This is a genomic window from Pseudomonas frederiksbergensis, from assembly GCF_003732665.1.
In the GTDB taxonomy this organism is placed as follows: Bacteria; Pseudomonadota; Gammaproteobacteria; order Pseudomonadales; family Pseudomonadaceae; genus Aquipseudomonas; species Aquipseudomonas frederiksbergensis_G.
In genome coordinates this window covers 36,321-53,272 of the sequence record NZ_MOBP01000003.1, presented here as the reverse complement: position 1 = coordinate 53,272, position 16,952 = coordinate 36,321, and the positions used below count along the sequence as shown (strand labels likewise).

The following is a 16,952-nucleotide window of genomic DNA, read 5'->3' as shown; positions in this document are numbered from 1 at the left end:
TCCAATGCGCTCTCTTAACCTCCACCTGAAAATCCTCATCGCCATTCTGGTGGTGCTGGGCATTTCAGTTACGGCCTACCAGATCTTCGTGCTCGGCATCCCCGTCACCGAAGACGCCACGGACGACTTGTGGAACATCGACGCCAAGGTCGAGTTCGTCGCCAGTGCCAAGGACCCGGTCAAGATCCAGATGTTCGTGCCGCCCCTGAGCCGCGACTTTGTGAGCCTGAACGAAAGCTTCATCTCCAATAACTACGGCGTGGCGGTGAACCGGATCGATGGCAACCGCAAGGTCACTTGGTCGGCCCGTCGCGCCAAGGGCAACCAGACCCTTTATTACCGTCTGGTGCTGACCAAACGTTACTCCGGCGAAAAATCCAAGATCAAAGGCCCGACCTTCCGCGACAGCATCGCCGTCGAAGGCGCGGAAAAAGTCGCCGCCGAAGCCCTGCTCGCACCGATCCGCCAACATTCGGCCGACGTTGAAACCTTCGTCGGCGAAGCGATCAAGCGTGTCAACAATCTCAACGACGACAACGTGAAGCTGTTGCTCGGCGGTGATCCGTCCACTTCGAACAAAGCCCGGATCGTCGAGCTGGTCCTGTCCATTGCCCACGTGCCGGTCGAGAAGGTCCACACCATCCGTCTGGTGGCCGACCAACCGCAAATCCCTGAACTGTGGCTGCGCAGTTTCAACGGCACCGACTGGCTGTATTTCAACCCGGAAACCGGCGAACAGGGCATGCCGACCGACCGCCTGTTGTGGTGGACCGGCGACGAAAACCTGATCACCGTCGATGGCGGCAAAAAAGCCAACGTCACCTTCAGCCTGAACAACAGCGAAATGAACGCCATTCGCCTGGCCAAGCTGACCGACGAAAACACCGACGCCAACTTCCTCGAATACTCGCTGTACGGCCTGCCGCTGCAAACCCAGCAGACGTTCATGATCATGGTGATGATCCCGATTGGCGTATTGGTGATCCTGATCCTGCGCAACCTGATCGGCCTGCAGACCCTCGGCACCTTTACGCCGGTGCTGATCGCCCTGGCCTTCCGCGAGACGCAACTGGGCTTCGGGATCGTGCTGTTTACGATTATTACGGCGTTGGGGCTGTCGCTGCGTTCCTACCTTGAGCACTTGAAGCTGCAAATGCTGCCGAGGCTGTCGGTGGTGCTGACCTTTGTCGTGGTGCTGATCGCGGCGATCAGCCTGTTCAGCCACAAACTTGGCCTGGAGCGCGGGTTGTCGGTGGCGCTGTTCCCGATGGTGATTCTGACCATGACCATCGAACGCCTGTCGATCACCTGGGAAGAACGCGGTGCCGGGCATGCCTTGAAAGTGGCGATTGGTACGCTGTTCGCCGCGTCCCTGGCGCACCTGATCATGAGCGTGCCGGAACTGGTGTACTTCGTGTTCACCTTCCCGGCGATCCTGTTGATCCTGGTGGGTTTCATGCTGGCCATGGGTCGTTATCGCGGTTACCGCCTGACCGAGCTGATCCGCTTCAAAGCGTTCCTCAAGGCTGACTCGTAATGTTCGGTTTCTGGAAGACCTGGAAGGCCCTGGAAGCCCGGGGCATCATGGGGATCAATCGGCGTAACGCGGACTATGTGCTCAAGTACAACAAGCGCAGCCTGTACCCGATTGTCGATGACAAGATCATCACCAAGGAACGCGCGATCGCCGCTGGCATTAATGTGCCGGAGTTGTACGGGATCATTTCCACCGAGAAAGAAATCGACAACCTCGACAAGATCATCGGCGGGCGCAGCGACTTCGTGATCAAACCGGCCCAGGGCGCGGGCGGCGACGGCATTATCGTGGTGGCCGATCGTTTCGAGGGCCGCTATCGCACGGTGTCCGGCAAGATCCTCAGCCATGAGGAACTCGAACACCATATCTCCAGCATCCTCACCGGCCTGTATTCCCTGGGTGGCCACCGTGACCGGGCGCTGATCGAATACCGCGTGACCCCGGACCAGATCTTCAAGAGCATCAGCTACGAAGGCGTGCCGGACATCCGCATCATCGTGCTGATGGGTTACCCGGTGATGGCCATGCTGCGCCTGCCGACCCGCCAGTCCGGCGGCAAGGCCAACCTGCACCAGGGCGCCATCGGCGTCGGCGTCGACCTGGCCACTGGCCTGACCCTGCGCGGCACCTGGCTGAACAACATCATCACTAAACACCCGGACACCACCAACGCCGTGGATGGTGTGCAACTGCCCTATTGGGACGGTTTCATGAAACTCGCCGCCGGTTGCTATGAGTTATGCGGCTTGGGTTACATCGGCGTGGACATGGTGCTCGACCAGGAAAAAGGCCCGCTGATCCTTGAGCTGAATGCCCGGCCGGGGTTGAACATCCAGATTGCCAATGACTGCGGACTGACCTTGCGTACCCATGCGGTCGAGGCGCGGCTGGAAGAGTTGAAGGCTCGCGGGATTATCGAAACCGTGCAGCAACGGGTGGAGTTTGTGCAGGAGATGTTTGGGCATATTCCGCCGGTTGAGGGCTAGCCGATGATCGTTCCCACGCTCTGCGTGGTAACGCCGCCACGGACGCTCTGCGTCCGCCTGTGACGCGGAGCGTCACGGGATGCATTCCCACGCAGAGCGTGGGAACGATCGGCCACCCACCTGCCAATCCCCGACATCCCCTCTAGGAGCAATTCCTACAGAGGACTACAATCGCCACCCCGCCACGATGGCTGATCCGCCCCGCCCATGTTGACCTGTTCCGTACACCCGCTCCCCTATCGCACCAACCCCGCCGACTACTTCGCGGCGATTCGTCATGCCCCCGGCGCCGTACTGCTCGACAGTGGTCGGCCCTTGGCTGATCGCGGTCGTTTTGACCTGCTCAGCGCCTGGCCGCTGGAACAACTGGCGGTGCTGCCGGAGGAAAGCGGCGCCGACTTCCTGCAACGCCTGCGGGACAATCTGACTCGCCTGGGTGAAGCGTCTGTCCCTGATGAGCTACCTTTCGCCGGCGGTTTGATCGGTTACCTGAGTTACGACTTCGGCCGTCATCTGGAACATCTGCCGCACCAGGCCCGGGACGACCTGCATTTGCCCGATGCGCGATTCGGCTTATATGACTGGGCGTTGATCAGTGATCACCAGCGGTTGACCAGTCAGTTGGTGTTTCACCCGACACTGGCCGACAGTGAACAGCAACGCCTGATCGCACTGTTCACTCAACTTGCGACTGCACCCGTCGAGTCATTCAAGCTAAAGGCACCGATGCGCGCCGACCTCAGCGCCGACCAATATCGCCAGGCCCTCGAGCGCATCCAGAACTACATCCAGGCCGGTGACTGCTATCAAGTCAACTTCGCCCAACGCTTTCGCGCGCAATGTGAAGGCGACCCATGGGCCGCCTATTGCGCCCTGCGAGCCGCCTGCCCGACGCCGTTTTCCGGATTCCAGAGCCTGCCCGACGGCGGCGCGGTGCTTAGCCTGTCGCCGGAGCGCTTCGTCAAAGTCAGCGAGCGCCAGGTGGAAACCCGCCCGATCAAGGGCACTCGCCCCCGTGGCGTGACCGCCGCCGAAGACGCCGCCAACGCCGCCGAACTGCTGGCCAGCCCCAAGGATCGCGCGGAAAACCTGATGATCGTCGACCTTTTGCGCAACGACCTGGGTCGTACCTGCCGCATCGGCTCGGTGCGGGTGCCGGAGTTGTTCAGCCTGGAAAGCTATCCCAACGTGCATCACTTGGTCAGCAGCGTCACCGGCGAACTGGCGGACGACAAGGACGCCCTGGACCTGATCGCCGGCAGCTTCCCTGGCGGCTCGATCACCGGCGCACCGAAAATCCGTGCGATGCAGATCATCGATGAACTGGAACCGACCCGGCGCGGGCTGTATTGCGGCTCGTTGCTGTACCTGGACGTGCGCGGCGAGATGGACAGCTCCATCGCCATTCGCAGCTTGCTGGTCAAGGATGGGCAGGTGTGTTGCTGGGGTGGCGGCGGGATTGTTGCGGATTCGGAGTGGCAGGCCGAGTATCAGGAATCGATCACCAAGGTGAAGGTGTTGCTCGATACCCTTCAGGGCCTTTGATCGTTCCCACGCTCCGCGTGGGAATGCCTCAATGGACGCTCCGCGTCCGCTTTGGGACGCAGAGCGTCCCGGGCTGCATTCCCACGCAGAGCGTGGGAACGATCAGCGACAGCAACAGGGTTTACAAGGTCAGGGCGCGGTTGGAAGCCTTGATAAATTCCTGCTTCAAATCCGCAAAGCTGTGCACCGCCGGGAACTGTGGAAACTCGCGGATCACATTGTCCGGCGCATGGAACAGAATCCCCGCATCCGCCTCGCCCAGCATCGTCGTGTCGTTGTAGGAATCCCCCGCCGCAATCACCCGGTAGTAGAGGCTCTTGAAGGCCAAAACCGACTGACGCTTGGGATCTTTCTGACGCAACTGATAGTTGGTCACGCGCCCGGCATCGTCGGTAATCAGGCGATGGCAGAGCAAGGTCGGGAAGCCCAGTTGACGCATCAGCGGCTGGGAGAATTCGTAGAAGGTGTCCGACAGGATCACCACCTGGAAGCGCTCGCGCAGCCAGTTGACGAACTCGATGGCGCCGTCCAGCGGTTGCAGGGTGGCGATCACTTCCTGGATGTCCGAGAGCTTCAGACCATGCTCGTCGAGGATGCGCAGGCGCTGCTTCATCAGCACGTCGTAGTCGGGAATGTCCCGAGTGGTGGCCCGGAGGGATTCGATCCCGGTTTTTTCGGCGAAGGCGATCCAGATTTCCGGGACCAGCACACCTTCAAGATCCAGACAGGCAATTTCCACAAGACACTCCCATTTGTATTGATTATTGAGTCGAGCGAGCAAAAGGACTGCCGAACTCTAGCGACTCGGGCCAGCCCGCGCAACGCAGAGGGCGCGCCAGGGTCTGTGGGATTTTGTTACCATCGACGCCATATAGAGCGCCCAGCGCCACCGACCTGTAGGAAGCCGCCCTGATGAGCCCATCGTTCGATGTCGTGGAACTCGCCACGACCTATGCCAACAAATCCGCCCAGGACATCCTGAAACTCGCGTTCGCCGAGTTTGGCGATGACCTGTGGATATCTTTCAGCGGTGCCGAGGACGTGGTGCTGGTGGACATGGCCTGGAAGCTGAACAAGAACGTGAAAGTGTTCAGCCTCGACACCGGCCGCTTGCACCCCGAGACCTACCGTTTCATCGATCAGGTGCGCGAGCACTACAAGATCGACATCGAACTGGTGTCGCCGGACTACACGAAACTTGAACCGTTCGTGAAGGAAAAGGGCCTGTTCAGTTTCTACAAGGACGGCCATGGCGAATGCTGCGGCATCCGCAAGATCGAGCCGCTGCGCCGCAAGCTGTCCGGGGTCACCGCCTGGGCCACCGGCCAGCGCCGGGACCAGAGCCCAGGCACCCGCAGCGCCGTTGCGGTGCTGGAAATCGATACTGCGTTTTCGACCCCGGAACGCACGCTGTACAAATTCAACCCGCTGGCGCAAATGACCAGCGAAGAGATCTGGGGTTACATCCGCATGCTCGAGCTGCCGTACAACAGCCTGCATGAGCGCGGCTTCATCAGCATCGGCTGCGAACCCTGCACCCGTCCGGTGCTGCCGAACCAGCATGAGCGTGAAGGTCGCTGGTGGTGGGAAGAAGCGACGCAGAAAGAATGCGGGTTGCATGCGGGGAACATCATCAGCAAATCCAAGGCTTAACCCCCAGCCTTGCAAAGATCCAACTGTGGGAGCGGGCCTGCTCGCGAAGGCGGTGTGTCAGTCAAGATTGAAGGCGACTGACACGCCGCCTTCGCGAGCAAGCCCGCTCCCACAAGGGTTACATAAGCGACTTAATAAATGTGTACACACGAATGTCACCATAGGTGCCATTTATGTGTGCACTTTTAGTTTCAACGCCCCGAAAAGTTACATTCCCCTTTCCAGACTTCCTCAGTCGATCTTTCCCACACATCCCGCCAAAAAATAAATATCTGTTCAATCGGTCAATTTATATTGTCTTTATTTCAGTAACTTAGTCTCCATCAATAACAAAACGAAATTACAAAAGAACTTCATAGATCCTGAGATGGCATAGAACTGGCTTAAGTGCACTTATGTTTTGTATACAATCACAATCAAAACATACACACACTTTCGATCCGCAAGCCTGAAGCGCCCTATCCCGTACAGGCTGCAGATGCCCCGTAACCAATGATGCTGACCGCCCGCGACGAAGATTTGTCGAGCCCTCGCTCATGCACAGTCATCGCGATGCCAAGCCTCAGGAGCCTGCCGGAATGCGTACTAGCCTATCCAATAACAACATCGCGCTGGATCTGCCCTCCTCCCAACCTGCCTTCAACGTTCACGACCAACCCGACCAAGCCCCGGTGGTGCTCAGCCCACGCCTGCACAACAAAGACCTGGCGCCGACCAAAGCTGAAGGCCGGCGCTGGGGCCGCTACAGCATCTTCGCCCTGTGGACCAACGACGTGCACAACATCGCCAACTACTCCTTCGCCATCGGCCTCTACGCCTTGGGCCTGGGTGGCTGGCAGATTCTGCTGTCCCTGGGGATCGGCGCAGCGCTGGTGTATTGCTTCATGAACCTGTCCGGCTACATGGGCCAGAAAACCGGTGTGCCGTTTCCGGTGATCAGCCGGATCAGTTTCGGCATTCACGGAGCGCAGATTCCTGCACTGATCCGCGCCGTTATCGCCATCGCCTGGTTCGGGATTCAGACGTACCTGGCCTCGGTGGTGTTTCGCGTCCTGCTGACGGCGGTGCATCCGGGCTTCGCCGATTACGACCACAACTCGATCCTTGGTCTATCGACCCTGGGCTGGATCTGTTTCGTGGCGATCTGGTTCGTGCAACTGGCGATCCTGGCCTACGGCATGGAAATGGTGCGGCGCTACGAGGCGTTTGCCGGGCCGGTGATTCTGCTGACCGTCGCCTCACTCGCCGGGTGGATGTACTTTCAGGCCGATGCGACCATCGCCTGGTCGATCCGCGAGCCGCTGAGCGGTGGCGAGATGTGGCGCAACATTTTTGCCGGCGGCGCGTTGTGGCTGTCGATCTACGGCACGCTGATCCTCAACTTCTGCGACTTCGCCCGCTCCTCGCCGTGCCGCAAGACCATCAAGGTCGGAAATTTCTGGGGCCTGCCGGTAAATATTCTGGTGTTCGCCAGCATCACTGTCCTGCTCTGCGGTGCGCAATTTCAGATCAACGGCCGGATCATCGAAAGCCCGACCGAAATCATCGCCTCGATTCCCAACACCTTCTTCCTGGTCCTCGGTTGCCTGGCGTTCCTGATCGTCACCGTGGCGGTGAACATCATGGCCAACTTCGTCGCCCCGGCCTTCGTGCTCAGCAATCTGGCGCCGAAGTACCTGACCTTCCGCCGCGCCGGGTTGATCAGCGCGACCATCGCCGTGCTGATCCTGCCCTGGAACCTTTACAACAGCCCATTGGTGATTGTGTATTTCCTGTCTGGCCTCGGCGCCCTGCTCGGCCCGTTGTACGGGGTGATCATGGTCGACTACTGGCTGGTACGAAAAGGTCAGGTCAACGTGCCGCAGTTGTACAGCGAAGACCCCGACGGCGCTTATTACTACAGCCATGGGGTCAATCTCCGCGCCGTGGCGGCATTTATTCCTGCAGCGTTGATCGCCATCGTCCTGGCACTGATGCCGGGTTTCCACAGCGTGTCGCCGTTCTCCTGGCTGATTGGCGCCGGGATTGCAGGGATGCTCTACCTGATCATCGCCAAACGGCAGCCGCATTACGCCGATGTCAGCGGTGAAAGCATCGCTGTGGATAACGTCAGCCATTAATCCCCTGGCGGCCCGGCAACGTCGGGCCGCAGAACCACCCCGTTATAAGGACTTCCCATGCGAATTCTCGTGGTCAACGTCAACACCACCGAATCCATCACCCAGGCCATCGCCCGCCAGGCCCAGTCCGTGGCCGCGCCTGGCACCGAAATCATCGGCCTGACGCCGTATTTCGGTGCTGACTCCATCGAGGGCAATTTTGAAAGTTACCTGGCCGCCATCGCCGTGATGGATCGGGTCATGTCCTACGACCAGCCGTTTGATGCAGTGATCCAGGCCGGCTACGGCGAACACGGGCGCGAAGGCTTGCAGGAATTGCTCAACGTGCCGGTGGTGGACATCACCGATGCCGGCGCCAGCACAGCGATGTTTCTCGGACATGCGTACTCGGTGGTCACGACGCTGGATCGCACCGTGCCGCTGATCGAGGACCGCCTCAAGTTGTCGGGGCTGTGGGACCGTTGCGCCTCGGTGCGGGCCAGTGGCTTGGCGGTGCTGGAGCTGGAATCCGACCCGCAACGGGCGCTGGAGGCGATTGTTCGCCAGGCGGAATTGGCGGTGCTGGAGGACAAGGCCGAGGTGATTTGCCTGGGCTGCGGCGGCATGGCCGGGCTGGATGAGCAGATTCGTCAGCGCACCGGCGTACCGGTGGTGGATGGCGTGACGGCGGCGGTGACCATTGCCGAATCGTTGGTGCGGTTGGGGTTGTCGACGTCCAAGGTGCGGACGTATGCGACGCCGCGGCCGAAGACGATTATTGGGTGGCCGGGGCGGTTTGGTCGGTAGAGCGCGTTATCGTTCTTCGCGGGCAAGCCCGCTCCCACAGGGAAATGCATTCCAAATGTGGGAGCGGGCTTGCTCGCGAAGGCCACACCTCGGTCCCAAGCCAAACCTAAAGAGCACTAAACCGCTCCCCCAACCCCCGCTCCGCAAACTGCTCAATAATGAAATCCACAAACGCCCGGGTCTTGCCCGGCAACAATTTGTATTCCGCGTAATAGATCGAAATGTTGCCATCGTCGACATACCAGTCTGGCAGCACCCGCTGCAACGTCCCGGCCTCCAGATACCCCACGGCAAACGGCATGCTCACCAGCGCGATGCCCAAACCCTGGGCGGCACTGGCGCAGGCTGCCTCCGAATCGCTCATGGTCATCCGCGCCTTGAGCACCAGCGGGCTGTGTTGCTGGGTGCGGCTGGTCAGTTGCCAGGAGCGCACGCGACCGGTTTGCGGGGAGCGGATCAGAATCCCGTCGCACAGCTTGAGGTCATCAGGTTCGATGATCGCCTCGCGCCCCTCCAGGTATTCGGCGGATGCCACCAGCACCCGATGGGCCGGAGTCAACTTGCGCGCCACCACGCCTTGGGGCAGTTCAAATCCGCCGCCAATCGCCGCGTCGAACCCTTGGGCGATCAGATCCACCTGGCGATTATCGAAATGCCAGTCCGGGTTGATCGCCGGAAAGCGCCGCAGAAATTCCCCCAGCAACGGCACCACATACAAACGCCCGAACACCGTGCCCATGCTGACTTTCAGCGTGCCGGCCGGGCGCCCTTCGGCACTGGCCAGGTTGGCAACGGCGTTTTGAATGGTGTGCAGGCTGGCGCTGACTTCGCTCAAGAACAGTTGGCCGGCCTCCGTCAGCGTCAGGCTCCGAGTGCTGCGCTGAAACAGCCGCACACCCAGCCTCGCCTCAAGTTTGGCAACACTTTTGCCCACCGCCGCCGGGGTCAAACTCAGGCGCCGCGCGGCTTCGGCGAAGCTGCCAACCTCGGCGCTACGGACGAAGCATTCGATACTGCTGAAGGTTTCCATGATCGCCACTATAAACTTTTGGTTTACACAGACTATCGCAATTACCGTCTACACAGACCGTAATGCGCAATCGATACTAGGCTCCATCAACCGAGACATCTCGCCTCGGGACTTTGGAGATCGTTATGACTACTCAGAACCTCAGCGGCAAAGTGGCTTTGATTCAAGGTGGATCCCGCGGTATCGGCGCCGCCATCGTCAAACGGCTGGCTGCTGAAGGCGCAGCAGTTGCCTTCACTTACGTCAGCTCCACCGCCAAGGCCGAAGAGTTGCAAAACAGCATCACCGGTAACGGCGGCAAGGCCCTCGCCATCAAGGCCGACAGCGCCGACGCCGAGGCCATTCGCAACGCCGTGACCGCTACCGTCGAAGCCTTTGGTCGCCTCGACATCCTGGTCAACAACGCCGGTGTGCTGGCCGTCGCGCCGCTGGAAGACTTCACTCTCGAAGACTTCGACCAGACCCTGGCCATCAACGTACGCAGCGTGTTCATCGCCAGCCAGGCTGCCGCCAAACACATGACCGAAGGCGGCCGCATCATCAACATCGGCAGCACCAACGCCGACCGCATGCCCTTCGCCGGTGGCGGCCCGTACGCCATGAGCAAAGCAGCACTGGTGGGCCTGACCAAAGGCCTGTCCCGCGACCTCGGCCCACGCGGCATCACCATCAACAACGTGCAGCCAGGCCCGGTCGACACCGACATGAACCCGGCCAGCGGTGACTTTGCCGAGAGCCTGATCCCGCTGATGGCCGTGGGTCGCTACGGCAAAGCGGAAGAAATCGCCAGTTTCGTGGCTTATCTGGTCGGTCCGGAAGCGGGTTACATCACCGGTGCCAGCCTGACGATCGATGGTGGTTTCGGCGCTTGATCGGCTAAACGCAAAACCCAATGTGGGAGCGGGCTTGCTCGCGAAAGCGGTCTAACAGTCAACACTGTCGTTGAATGTTAAACCGTCTTCGCGAGCAAGCCCGCTCCCACACTTACATCATCAGGCCCATTCGAGAGCAGGCAAACCGCACGCACTCGGCGTAAACGCCTTCAACGTACGAAGAATGCCATCAGCATGTGCATACTTTTCGTCAGCCATGGCCGCATCCGGGATCGCAATCGCGGTCATTCCCGCCGCTTTCGCCGCCGTGACGCCGAACGGCGAATCCTCGAACACCAGGCAATCCTCGGGCGCGACACCCAGGCGCCGCGCTGCTGTCAGGAAGATATCCGGCGCCGGTTTGGCCGCACCGACTTCCGGGTCATCGGCGGTGACCACAAAGTCGAACAGCGCAAACCAATCGCGATGCAGCGTGGTTTTCTGGCCGAACGACTGGCGCGAAGAGCTGGTGCCCACCGCAATCGGAATATTGTTGGCCTTCAAGTGCCGAACCAGTTCCTCGGCACCCGGCATGGCCAGGGCCTTGGGGAAACGCTCGCGCATCAGCGGCTCACGGATCACCAGAAACTCTTCGGCGGTGATCGGCAAATCCAGCGCCTCGACCACATAACGCGCCAGGTCACCGGCGCCACGGCCGATGATGTTCTGTTTGATGCTCCAGTCGAAGGTGCGGCCATAACGCTCGACAATCATCGAGGTGACCTCGGTGTAGATGCCCTCGGTGTCCAGCAGCAAGCCATCCATGTCGAAAATCACGGCTTTGATCGGGCCCAGCGCTTTCAGTGGTGCATTCATCGCATCTGATCCGTTTTAAATGACATCCCAGGCGGCTCAGGTACGGCCAGTGCTCGGATCGATTAAAGGGTTCAGCAGCATAACGAGCGCAACTGGCCCAGGGCAACGGGCAATGCCCGATGGATGAAAAAACCTGTACCGATGTGCTGTCGATGATTTAGCGATTATCCCTACAACAAACGCCTCCTTTCCTGACTTCTTTCCTCGCCGATCCCCCGCAAAGTCTTGCGCTCCTTATTTTTAAGCGCGCGAGTGACTGCGAATGTTCGACCCCGATCGGCTCCTGGCCTTGAACAACACCATCGGCCTTTTGGTGGTCGCCGCCATGAACCCGGAACAACCTGACGTCGAAAGGTTGCTCGGTGAGTTCCGCCTCTGCCTCAACGACTACGAACGCTGGGCGGAAAACTTCTGGAGCGGTCCGGCGCTTGATGTCGAGCAGGTGTTCAAGGTTGGCAACGATGTTCGCCTTAGTGCGCCACTGAAACCCGACAATCCTGTCAGCGCTGTCGTTGCCCAATGCCCCGCCCAAGGCCCGTTGACTCTGGTCCACATGTTCGAGGCTGCGCGTTTCGTACCGATCGGCAACACGCCGGTGATGCTGGAACCGGTGATCGCCGATCACAACGGTGAGCTGACATTCGGCGATCCCGTCCACGACACCATCGGCCCGAGCGGCATTCTTGAGGTTTCCGCCTGCCAACGGGGCCAGCGTTATCGCATCACCTTTTTTCCCGATGTTTCTGCCGAGCACGTCAAGGTGCTCTATGCCTCTTATCAGGGTTTGATCGACGAGCTGGAAGGCTGGCTGCGCGCTGAGTGGAGCAACGAGTTCGAACCGTTATGGAAAGAGTTCGCCAGCACGGGGTTTCTTGATCGCTACGGCATGTTGCAGGAAGCCGATTGGCAGGGTGTCGGAGATTCGTTGCAGGGCGTTTGGGATGACGTGAAACAGGTCTACGCCCTGCTCGCCGACCTGCAAGCCAACAGCGAAAAGCTGCTGGAGTACCTGACCCAGGCCGAACTTGACGCGCTGCTGGCGGCTTCCGCCGAGACCATCGCCAATGGCCTGCTGGTGTTGAGCGATGAGCCACTGCTGTTCATTCACCTCGCCGCGTTTACCAGTTGGCTGAGGATGTTGCCGCCACAATTCGCCGCCGAGGTGGTGGCGCAAATCCGCACAGACATGCTGATCGCGTTTTTGTTGATGGCCGTGACCGGCCCACTGGGCGTGAAGCTCGGTTTAAGCGCGAAGGTGCTGGGCAAAGTCAAATCGCCACGGGCGCGGCAATGGTTGGCGGCGGCCACCTTGCGCCTGTGCGAGCTGACCGCCGCGTCGAGACTGAATGACCACGCGGGCGCGCTCAAACCGTTGGCGGTCAATGCGCGCCGTGCGCCATTGAAGCCGACGCCGGCGGTGCCGCTGGAGATCCGCAACGGCGAGTCACCGCTTCTGGTGGTGAAAAACCCGGCCCCCATCGCTCGCGACAAAACCGACGCGCAAACGCGAATGGTCCGACACGAACCTCATGACGAGGCACCGGATCAGGCGAAAAACCCCAACGGTGACAGTGCCGATTGCGGGCCGTTGACCTGCACCAATGGCTGTCCGGTGTCCATGGTCACCGGCGAAGAACTGCTAACCCTGACCGACGGCACTCTCGACGGTGTACTGCCCTTCGATTTCACCCGGTTGTATCGCACCAGCGCGGCGGAACTGGATGGCGGGTTGGGCTGGGGTTGGAGTCATTCCCTGGCCCATCGCCTGGAAATCGATGGCGACAGCGTCGTCTGGGTCGACCACGAAAACCGTCGTACGAAATTTCCGCTGCCGAGCGCCGAGCGGCCGGCGATTCATAACAGTCTGTCGCGAGCGGCGATCTATTTGGGGGACGAGCCGCAGGAACTGATCGTCGCCATGGCGGGCGACGCGCCGAGGTTTTACCACTTTCACAACGGGCGGCTAACGGCAATCAGCGACGCCTACCGCAATCGGCTGCGGATCACCCGCGATCGCCAGGATCGCATTCAACGCCTCGACAACGGTGCCGGTCGTTCGCTGCTGTTGTGCTACGAGCGCCGACATCTGGTCGCGGTCGAGTATCAGACGCTTCACCCCGCCGACACGCTGAATGACGCCTGGCGTACCGAGCAGACGCTGGTTTCCTACCGCTACGACGCCCGGCATCGCCTGGTCGAGGCGACCAACGCTGCGGGCGAAAGCGAACGCTACGACTACGACGATCAGCACGTGATCCTGCAGCGGCAATTGGCCGGTGGGGCGAGTTTCTTCTGGGAGTGGGAAAAGTCCGGCAAGGCTGCGCGATGTGTCCGGCACCGGGCTTCGTTTTCGCAGATGGACACGGCTTACACCTGGGATGACCAAGGCGGCGTCGTGGTCAAAAACGTCGACGGTAGCGAAGAGGTTTACGTCCATGACGACCGGGCGCGGTTGGTGCGCAAGGTTGAGTTGGATGGTGGCGAACACCTCAAGTCCTACGACGAACAGGGACGATTGATTGCCGAGCAAGATCCGCTCGGTGCGATCACCCAATACCGCTATGACGAAGTCGGACGCCTGGTGACGCTGATTCCACCGGAAGATGAACCGACGTCCTACGAGTATCGCAACGGTTTCCTGCATGCCCGACGACGTGGCAAAGCGGTATGGAAATATCAGCGTAATGCGCAGGGCGATGTCACTGAAGCGACTGATCCCGACGGGCAGATCACCCATTACCACTACGGCGCTCAGGGGCAGTTGCTATCGATCCGCTACCCGGATACCAGTCGCCATGTGTTCTTGTGGAATGGTTTGGGGCAACTGGTCGAAGAGACCCTGCCGGATGGCGGGCAGCGAAAGTATTCCTACAACGTGCTGGGACGTCGGACTACCAGCCAGGACGAACATGGCGCTGTCACTCGTTACCAGTGGGACGCCGTTGGCCGACTGATTCAGACGACGCTTCCTACAGGCGCCAACCGCACCTTCAGCTACAACGCCTACGGCAAGATTACCGCCCAACAGGACGAACTCGGGCGCATCACCCGCTACGAATATGCTGACGATCTGCATTTGGTCAGTCGCCGAATCAATCCCGACGGCACCCAGCTCAAGTATCGCTACGACAACGCGCAACTTCTGCTGACAGAAATAGAAAATGAATCCGGCGAAAAATATCAGCTGGACTACACCGCCAATGGATTAATCCGACAGGAAACCGGATTCGACGGGCAGCGCACGGCCTACGCATACGACCTGAATGGCCATCTGCTGCAGAAAACCGAGTTTGGCGCAGATGGCTCGCAACTGATTACCGGCTATCAACGGGACTCGGCCGGTCGGTTGCTGGTCAAGACGCTGCCCGACGGGACGACGGTCGAATACCGCTACGACGGTCTCGGGCGTCTCGTCAGTGTTGATGACAGCCATGACCATCCGCTGGAATTCGAGTACGACCAACAGGATCGGTTGATCACCGAACACCAGGGTTGGGGCACGTTGCATTACGGCTATGACCCCTGCGGCCAGCTCAACTACCTGCGCCTGCCCGACAACAGCAAGCTCGACTACCATCACGCCAAGGGTGGCGCCCTCACCGCCATCGACCTCAACGGCGCTCGGCTGACGTCCCACACCTTCGCCGCCGGACGCGAGCAACAGCGCCAACAGGGCCTGCTGCTTAGCGAATATGCCTACGACGAACAAGGGCGCCTTAAGGCCCATGCTGTCAGCCAACAACGACAACCGCTGTACCGCCGCGATTATGCCTACAGCGCTAACGGCAACCTTGAACACATCGCCGACACCCGCCACGGCCAACGCAGCTACCAGTACGATTCTCTCGACCGACTGATCCGCGTCCGCCACTCCCGGGACGATCTGCCGGAAAGCTTTGCCCATGATCCGGCGGGCAACCTGCTGATGCAGGACCGTCCGGGCGCGACGAAGGTTTCGGGTAATCGATTGCTGATGCAGGGCGATCGGCATTACGACTATGACGCCTTCGGCAACCTGATTCGCGAGCGTCGGGGCACTGGGCAAAAGTTAGTTACGCAGTATCGGTATGACTGCCAGCACCGGTTAGTGGGCGTCACAACGCCAGATGGACGTTGTGCGAATTATCGCTACGACGCCTTCGGCCGCCGCATCGCCAAAACCGTCGACGGCAAAACCACCGAATTCTTCTGGCAGGGCGATCAGGTCGTTGCCGAAAGCAGCCGCGAACATCACCGCAGCTACGTCTATGAACCCGGCACCTTCCGCCCATTGGCCATGCTCGACGGCAAAGGCCCGCACCACGCCTGCCCGTTCTACTACCAACTCGACCACCTCGGTACGCCACAAGAACTGACCGACTACAGCGGCGAAATCGTCTGGGCGGCGCAATACAACGCCTATGGTCGCCTGACCCGCTTGAACCGCGATACCCATCAAGTGCTGGATCAGCCATTGCGGTTCCAGGGGCAATATTTCGATGCGGAGACGGGCCTGCACTACAACCGGCATCGGTATTACAACCCGGATGTTGGAAGGTATCTGACGCAGGATCCGGTGAAGTTGGCTGGGGGGTTGAACGGGTATCGGTATGGGCTGAATCCGACGGGGTGGGTTGATCCGTTGGGGTTGAATACTTGTCCGGGTGGGGATGGGTGTAAGAGACCGGCCTTTGGGGAGGAGGATCCGGCTGGGAGGGCGAAGGTTGATGAAGGAGAGCCTGGAACTCCAAGCCCCAAACCCAATAACCATTACTCGTATCGCGGCGACTCACGAGAGTCTTGGGAGATTTTTGAGGCGGGATTTGAGCCTCTGGGTGACAGTACAGATCTATACTTGCATGCACTGGACAATAGAAGTCCTCCCAGCTTTTTTGTAAGTACTTCAATCTCGGAAAAGGAAGCCATAAAATTCGCAACCGGTTATGGCTATGAAGATGGATTTGTTTATGTACTAAAAAATGTTCGAGGGATAGATGTAAACAAAGCACTCGGAATGATGTCACCTCACCGACGTGAGATTGAAATTGCTATCCCTGGGGGCATCAACAACCAAGACATTGTAGGTGTTACACCAGTCTATGCTGACGGCAGCTATAAGGGCTACTCGATCCCCAACCCGTACAGGAAGCAACCATGAAAGCAATAGAAGTTTCTTTAAATATCGGTGGGGTTGTCGAGACTGCCAAAATCGAATGTGATCGAAAAAGACCCTCGTTAGTTTTCATGATGAAAGACGGATTGAAAAAGCAATACAGCGCATCTGATCTTTTCATCTGTCTAGGGATGCTACGAGCAGACTTTCCGCATATAAAGTTTCTTTGTAAAGGGGCAAAACTGAACGTCTATCCTTCGCGCATGTGCTCCCAAATGGCGGGTGGCATAGTAGCTTACGAGTTGCAGATGGGAAGAACTTCTGAACTGGAGGACATCGTCAATATTTTCGACTTCGAGAATACCGACATCACTGACAAAATCGAAAAACAAAGAGAATTTTACGAACGCTGGATCGACTCGCTAGGTCAATGACATGAGATGCTAGTGGTCGACTAAAAGCGCAGCCCTTTAAAAATCCTAAAATGGAAGGAAACGATCAGCGCAACGGAATCA

At 59.3% G+C, this 16,952-nt stretch carries 12 protein-coding genes; 9 read left to right on the top strand and 3 right to left on the bottom strand.

The features are described 5' to 3' along the window. Positions 1–4 precede the first annotated feature (4 nt). The 3 genes from rloB to pabB all read left to right on the top strand — a co-directional run bounded on the left by rloB (position 5) and on the right by pabB (position 4,068). Positions 5–1,537, top strand: coding sequence for an osmotic stress tolerance membrane protein RloB (gene rloB / locus BK665_RS04390; protein ID WP_123403233.1), 1,533 nt, complete (start codon positions 5–7; stop codon positions 1,535–1,537). After that, positions 1,537–2,523 (top strand): alpha-L-glutamate ligase-like protein, encoded by a 987-nt coding sequence (locus tag BK665_RS04385; RefSeq protein WP_123403231.1) that lies wholly within the window; start codon positions 1,537–1,539, stop codon positions 2,521–2,523. Before rloB ends, BK665_RS04385 begins: the two co-directional genes overlap by 1 nt. Positions 2,524–2,730: 207 nt before the next feature. Further along, positions 2,731–4,068 (top strand): aminodeoxychorismate synthase component I, encoded by a 1,338-nt coding sequence (gene pabB, locus BK665_RS04380; RefSeq protein WP_123403229.1) that lies wholly within the window; start codon positions 2,731–2,733, stop codon positions 4,066–4,068. 121 nt (positions 4,069–4,189) lie between these two features. Here pabB and thrH read toward each other — a convergent pair whose 3' ends face one another. Next, a complete protein-coding gene (thrH, locus tag BK665_RS04375) occupies positions 4,190–4,807 on the bottom strand; it encodes a bifunctional phosphoserine phosphatase/homoserine phosphotransferase ThrH (RefSeq protein ID WP_123403227.1) in 618 nt (205 codons plus the stop codon). Between the two features lie 173 nt (positions 4,808–4,980). Between thrH and BK665_RS04370 the strand changes: the two genes are divergently transcribed. From BK665_RS04370 to BK665_RS04360, 3 genes are all read left to right on the top strand, one after another. Continuing rightward, on the top strand, positions 4,981–5,721 hold the full coding sequence (locus tag BK665_RS04370; RefSeq protein ID WP_008042297.1) for a phosphoadenylyl-sulfate reductase: 741 nt from the start codon (positions 4,981–4,983) through the stop codon (positions 5,719–5,721). 578 nt (positions 5,722–6,299) lie between these two features. Further along, positions 6,300–7,841 carry an NCS1 family nucleobase:cation symporter-1 gene (locus BK665_RS04365; protein WP_123403225.1) on the top strand — a complete coding sequence of 514 codons (1,542 nt, stop codon included), beginning with the start codon at positions 6,300–6,302 and terminating at the stop codon, positions 7,839–7,841. A 57-nt stretch (positions 7,842–7,898) separates the two neighbouring features. Beyond that, complete coding sequence (locus tag BK665_RS04360) at positions 7,899–8,627, top strand: aspartate/glutamate racemase family protein (RefSeq protein WP_123403223.1); 729 nt, start codon at positions 7,899–7,901, stop codon at positions 8,625–8,627. A gap of 106 nt (positions 8,628–8,733) precedes the next feature. On the opposite strand, the gene BK665_RS04355 is transcribed toward BK665_RS04360, so the two are convergent. After that, positions 8,734–9,657, bottom strand: a complete 924-nt coding sequence (locus BK665_RS04355) for a LysR family transcriptional regulator (protein ID WP_123403221.1) — start codon at positions 9,655–9,657, stop codon at positions 8,734–8,736. 125 nt (positions 9,658–9,782) lie between these two features. Here BK665_RS04355 and BK665_RS04350 point away from each other — a divergent pair, with 125 nt between their 5' ends. Further along, positions 9,783–10,529, top strand: coding sequence for a 3-oxoacyl-ACP reductase family protein (locus tag BK665_RS04350; protein ID WP_123403219.1), 747 nt, complete (start codon positions 9,783–9,785; stop codon positions 10,527–10,529). A gap of 120 nt (positions 10,530–10,649) precedes the next feature. Here the strand turns inward: BK665_RS04350 and BK665_RS04345 are convergent, their stop codons facing one another. Continuing rightward, entirely contained in the window at positions 10,650–11,345 is a 696-nt protein-coding gene (locus BK665_RS04345; protein ID WP_123403217.1) for an HAD-IA family hydrolase, read from the bottom strand. A 262-nt stretch (positions 11,346–11,607) separates the two neighbouring features. On the opposite strand from BK665_RS04345, the gene BK665_RS04340 reads away from it, so the two are divergent. Continuing rightward, positions 11,608–16,482: an RHS repeat-associated core domain-containing protein gene (locus BK665_RS04340; RefSeq protein ID WP_123403215.1), complete on the top strand. Its 4,875-nt coding sequence runs from the start codon at positions 11,608–11,610 to the stop codon at positions 16,480–16,482. Next, on the top strand, positions 16,479–16,871 hold the full coding sequence (locus BK665_RS04335) for a hypothetical protein (protein WP_123403213.1): 393 nt from the start codon (positions 16,479–16,481) through the stop codon (positions 16,869–16,871). The genes BK665_RS04340 and BK665_RS04335 overlap by 4 nt, the downstream gene beginning before the upstream one ends. Positions 16,872–16,952 lie beyond the last annotated feature (81 nt).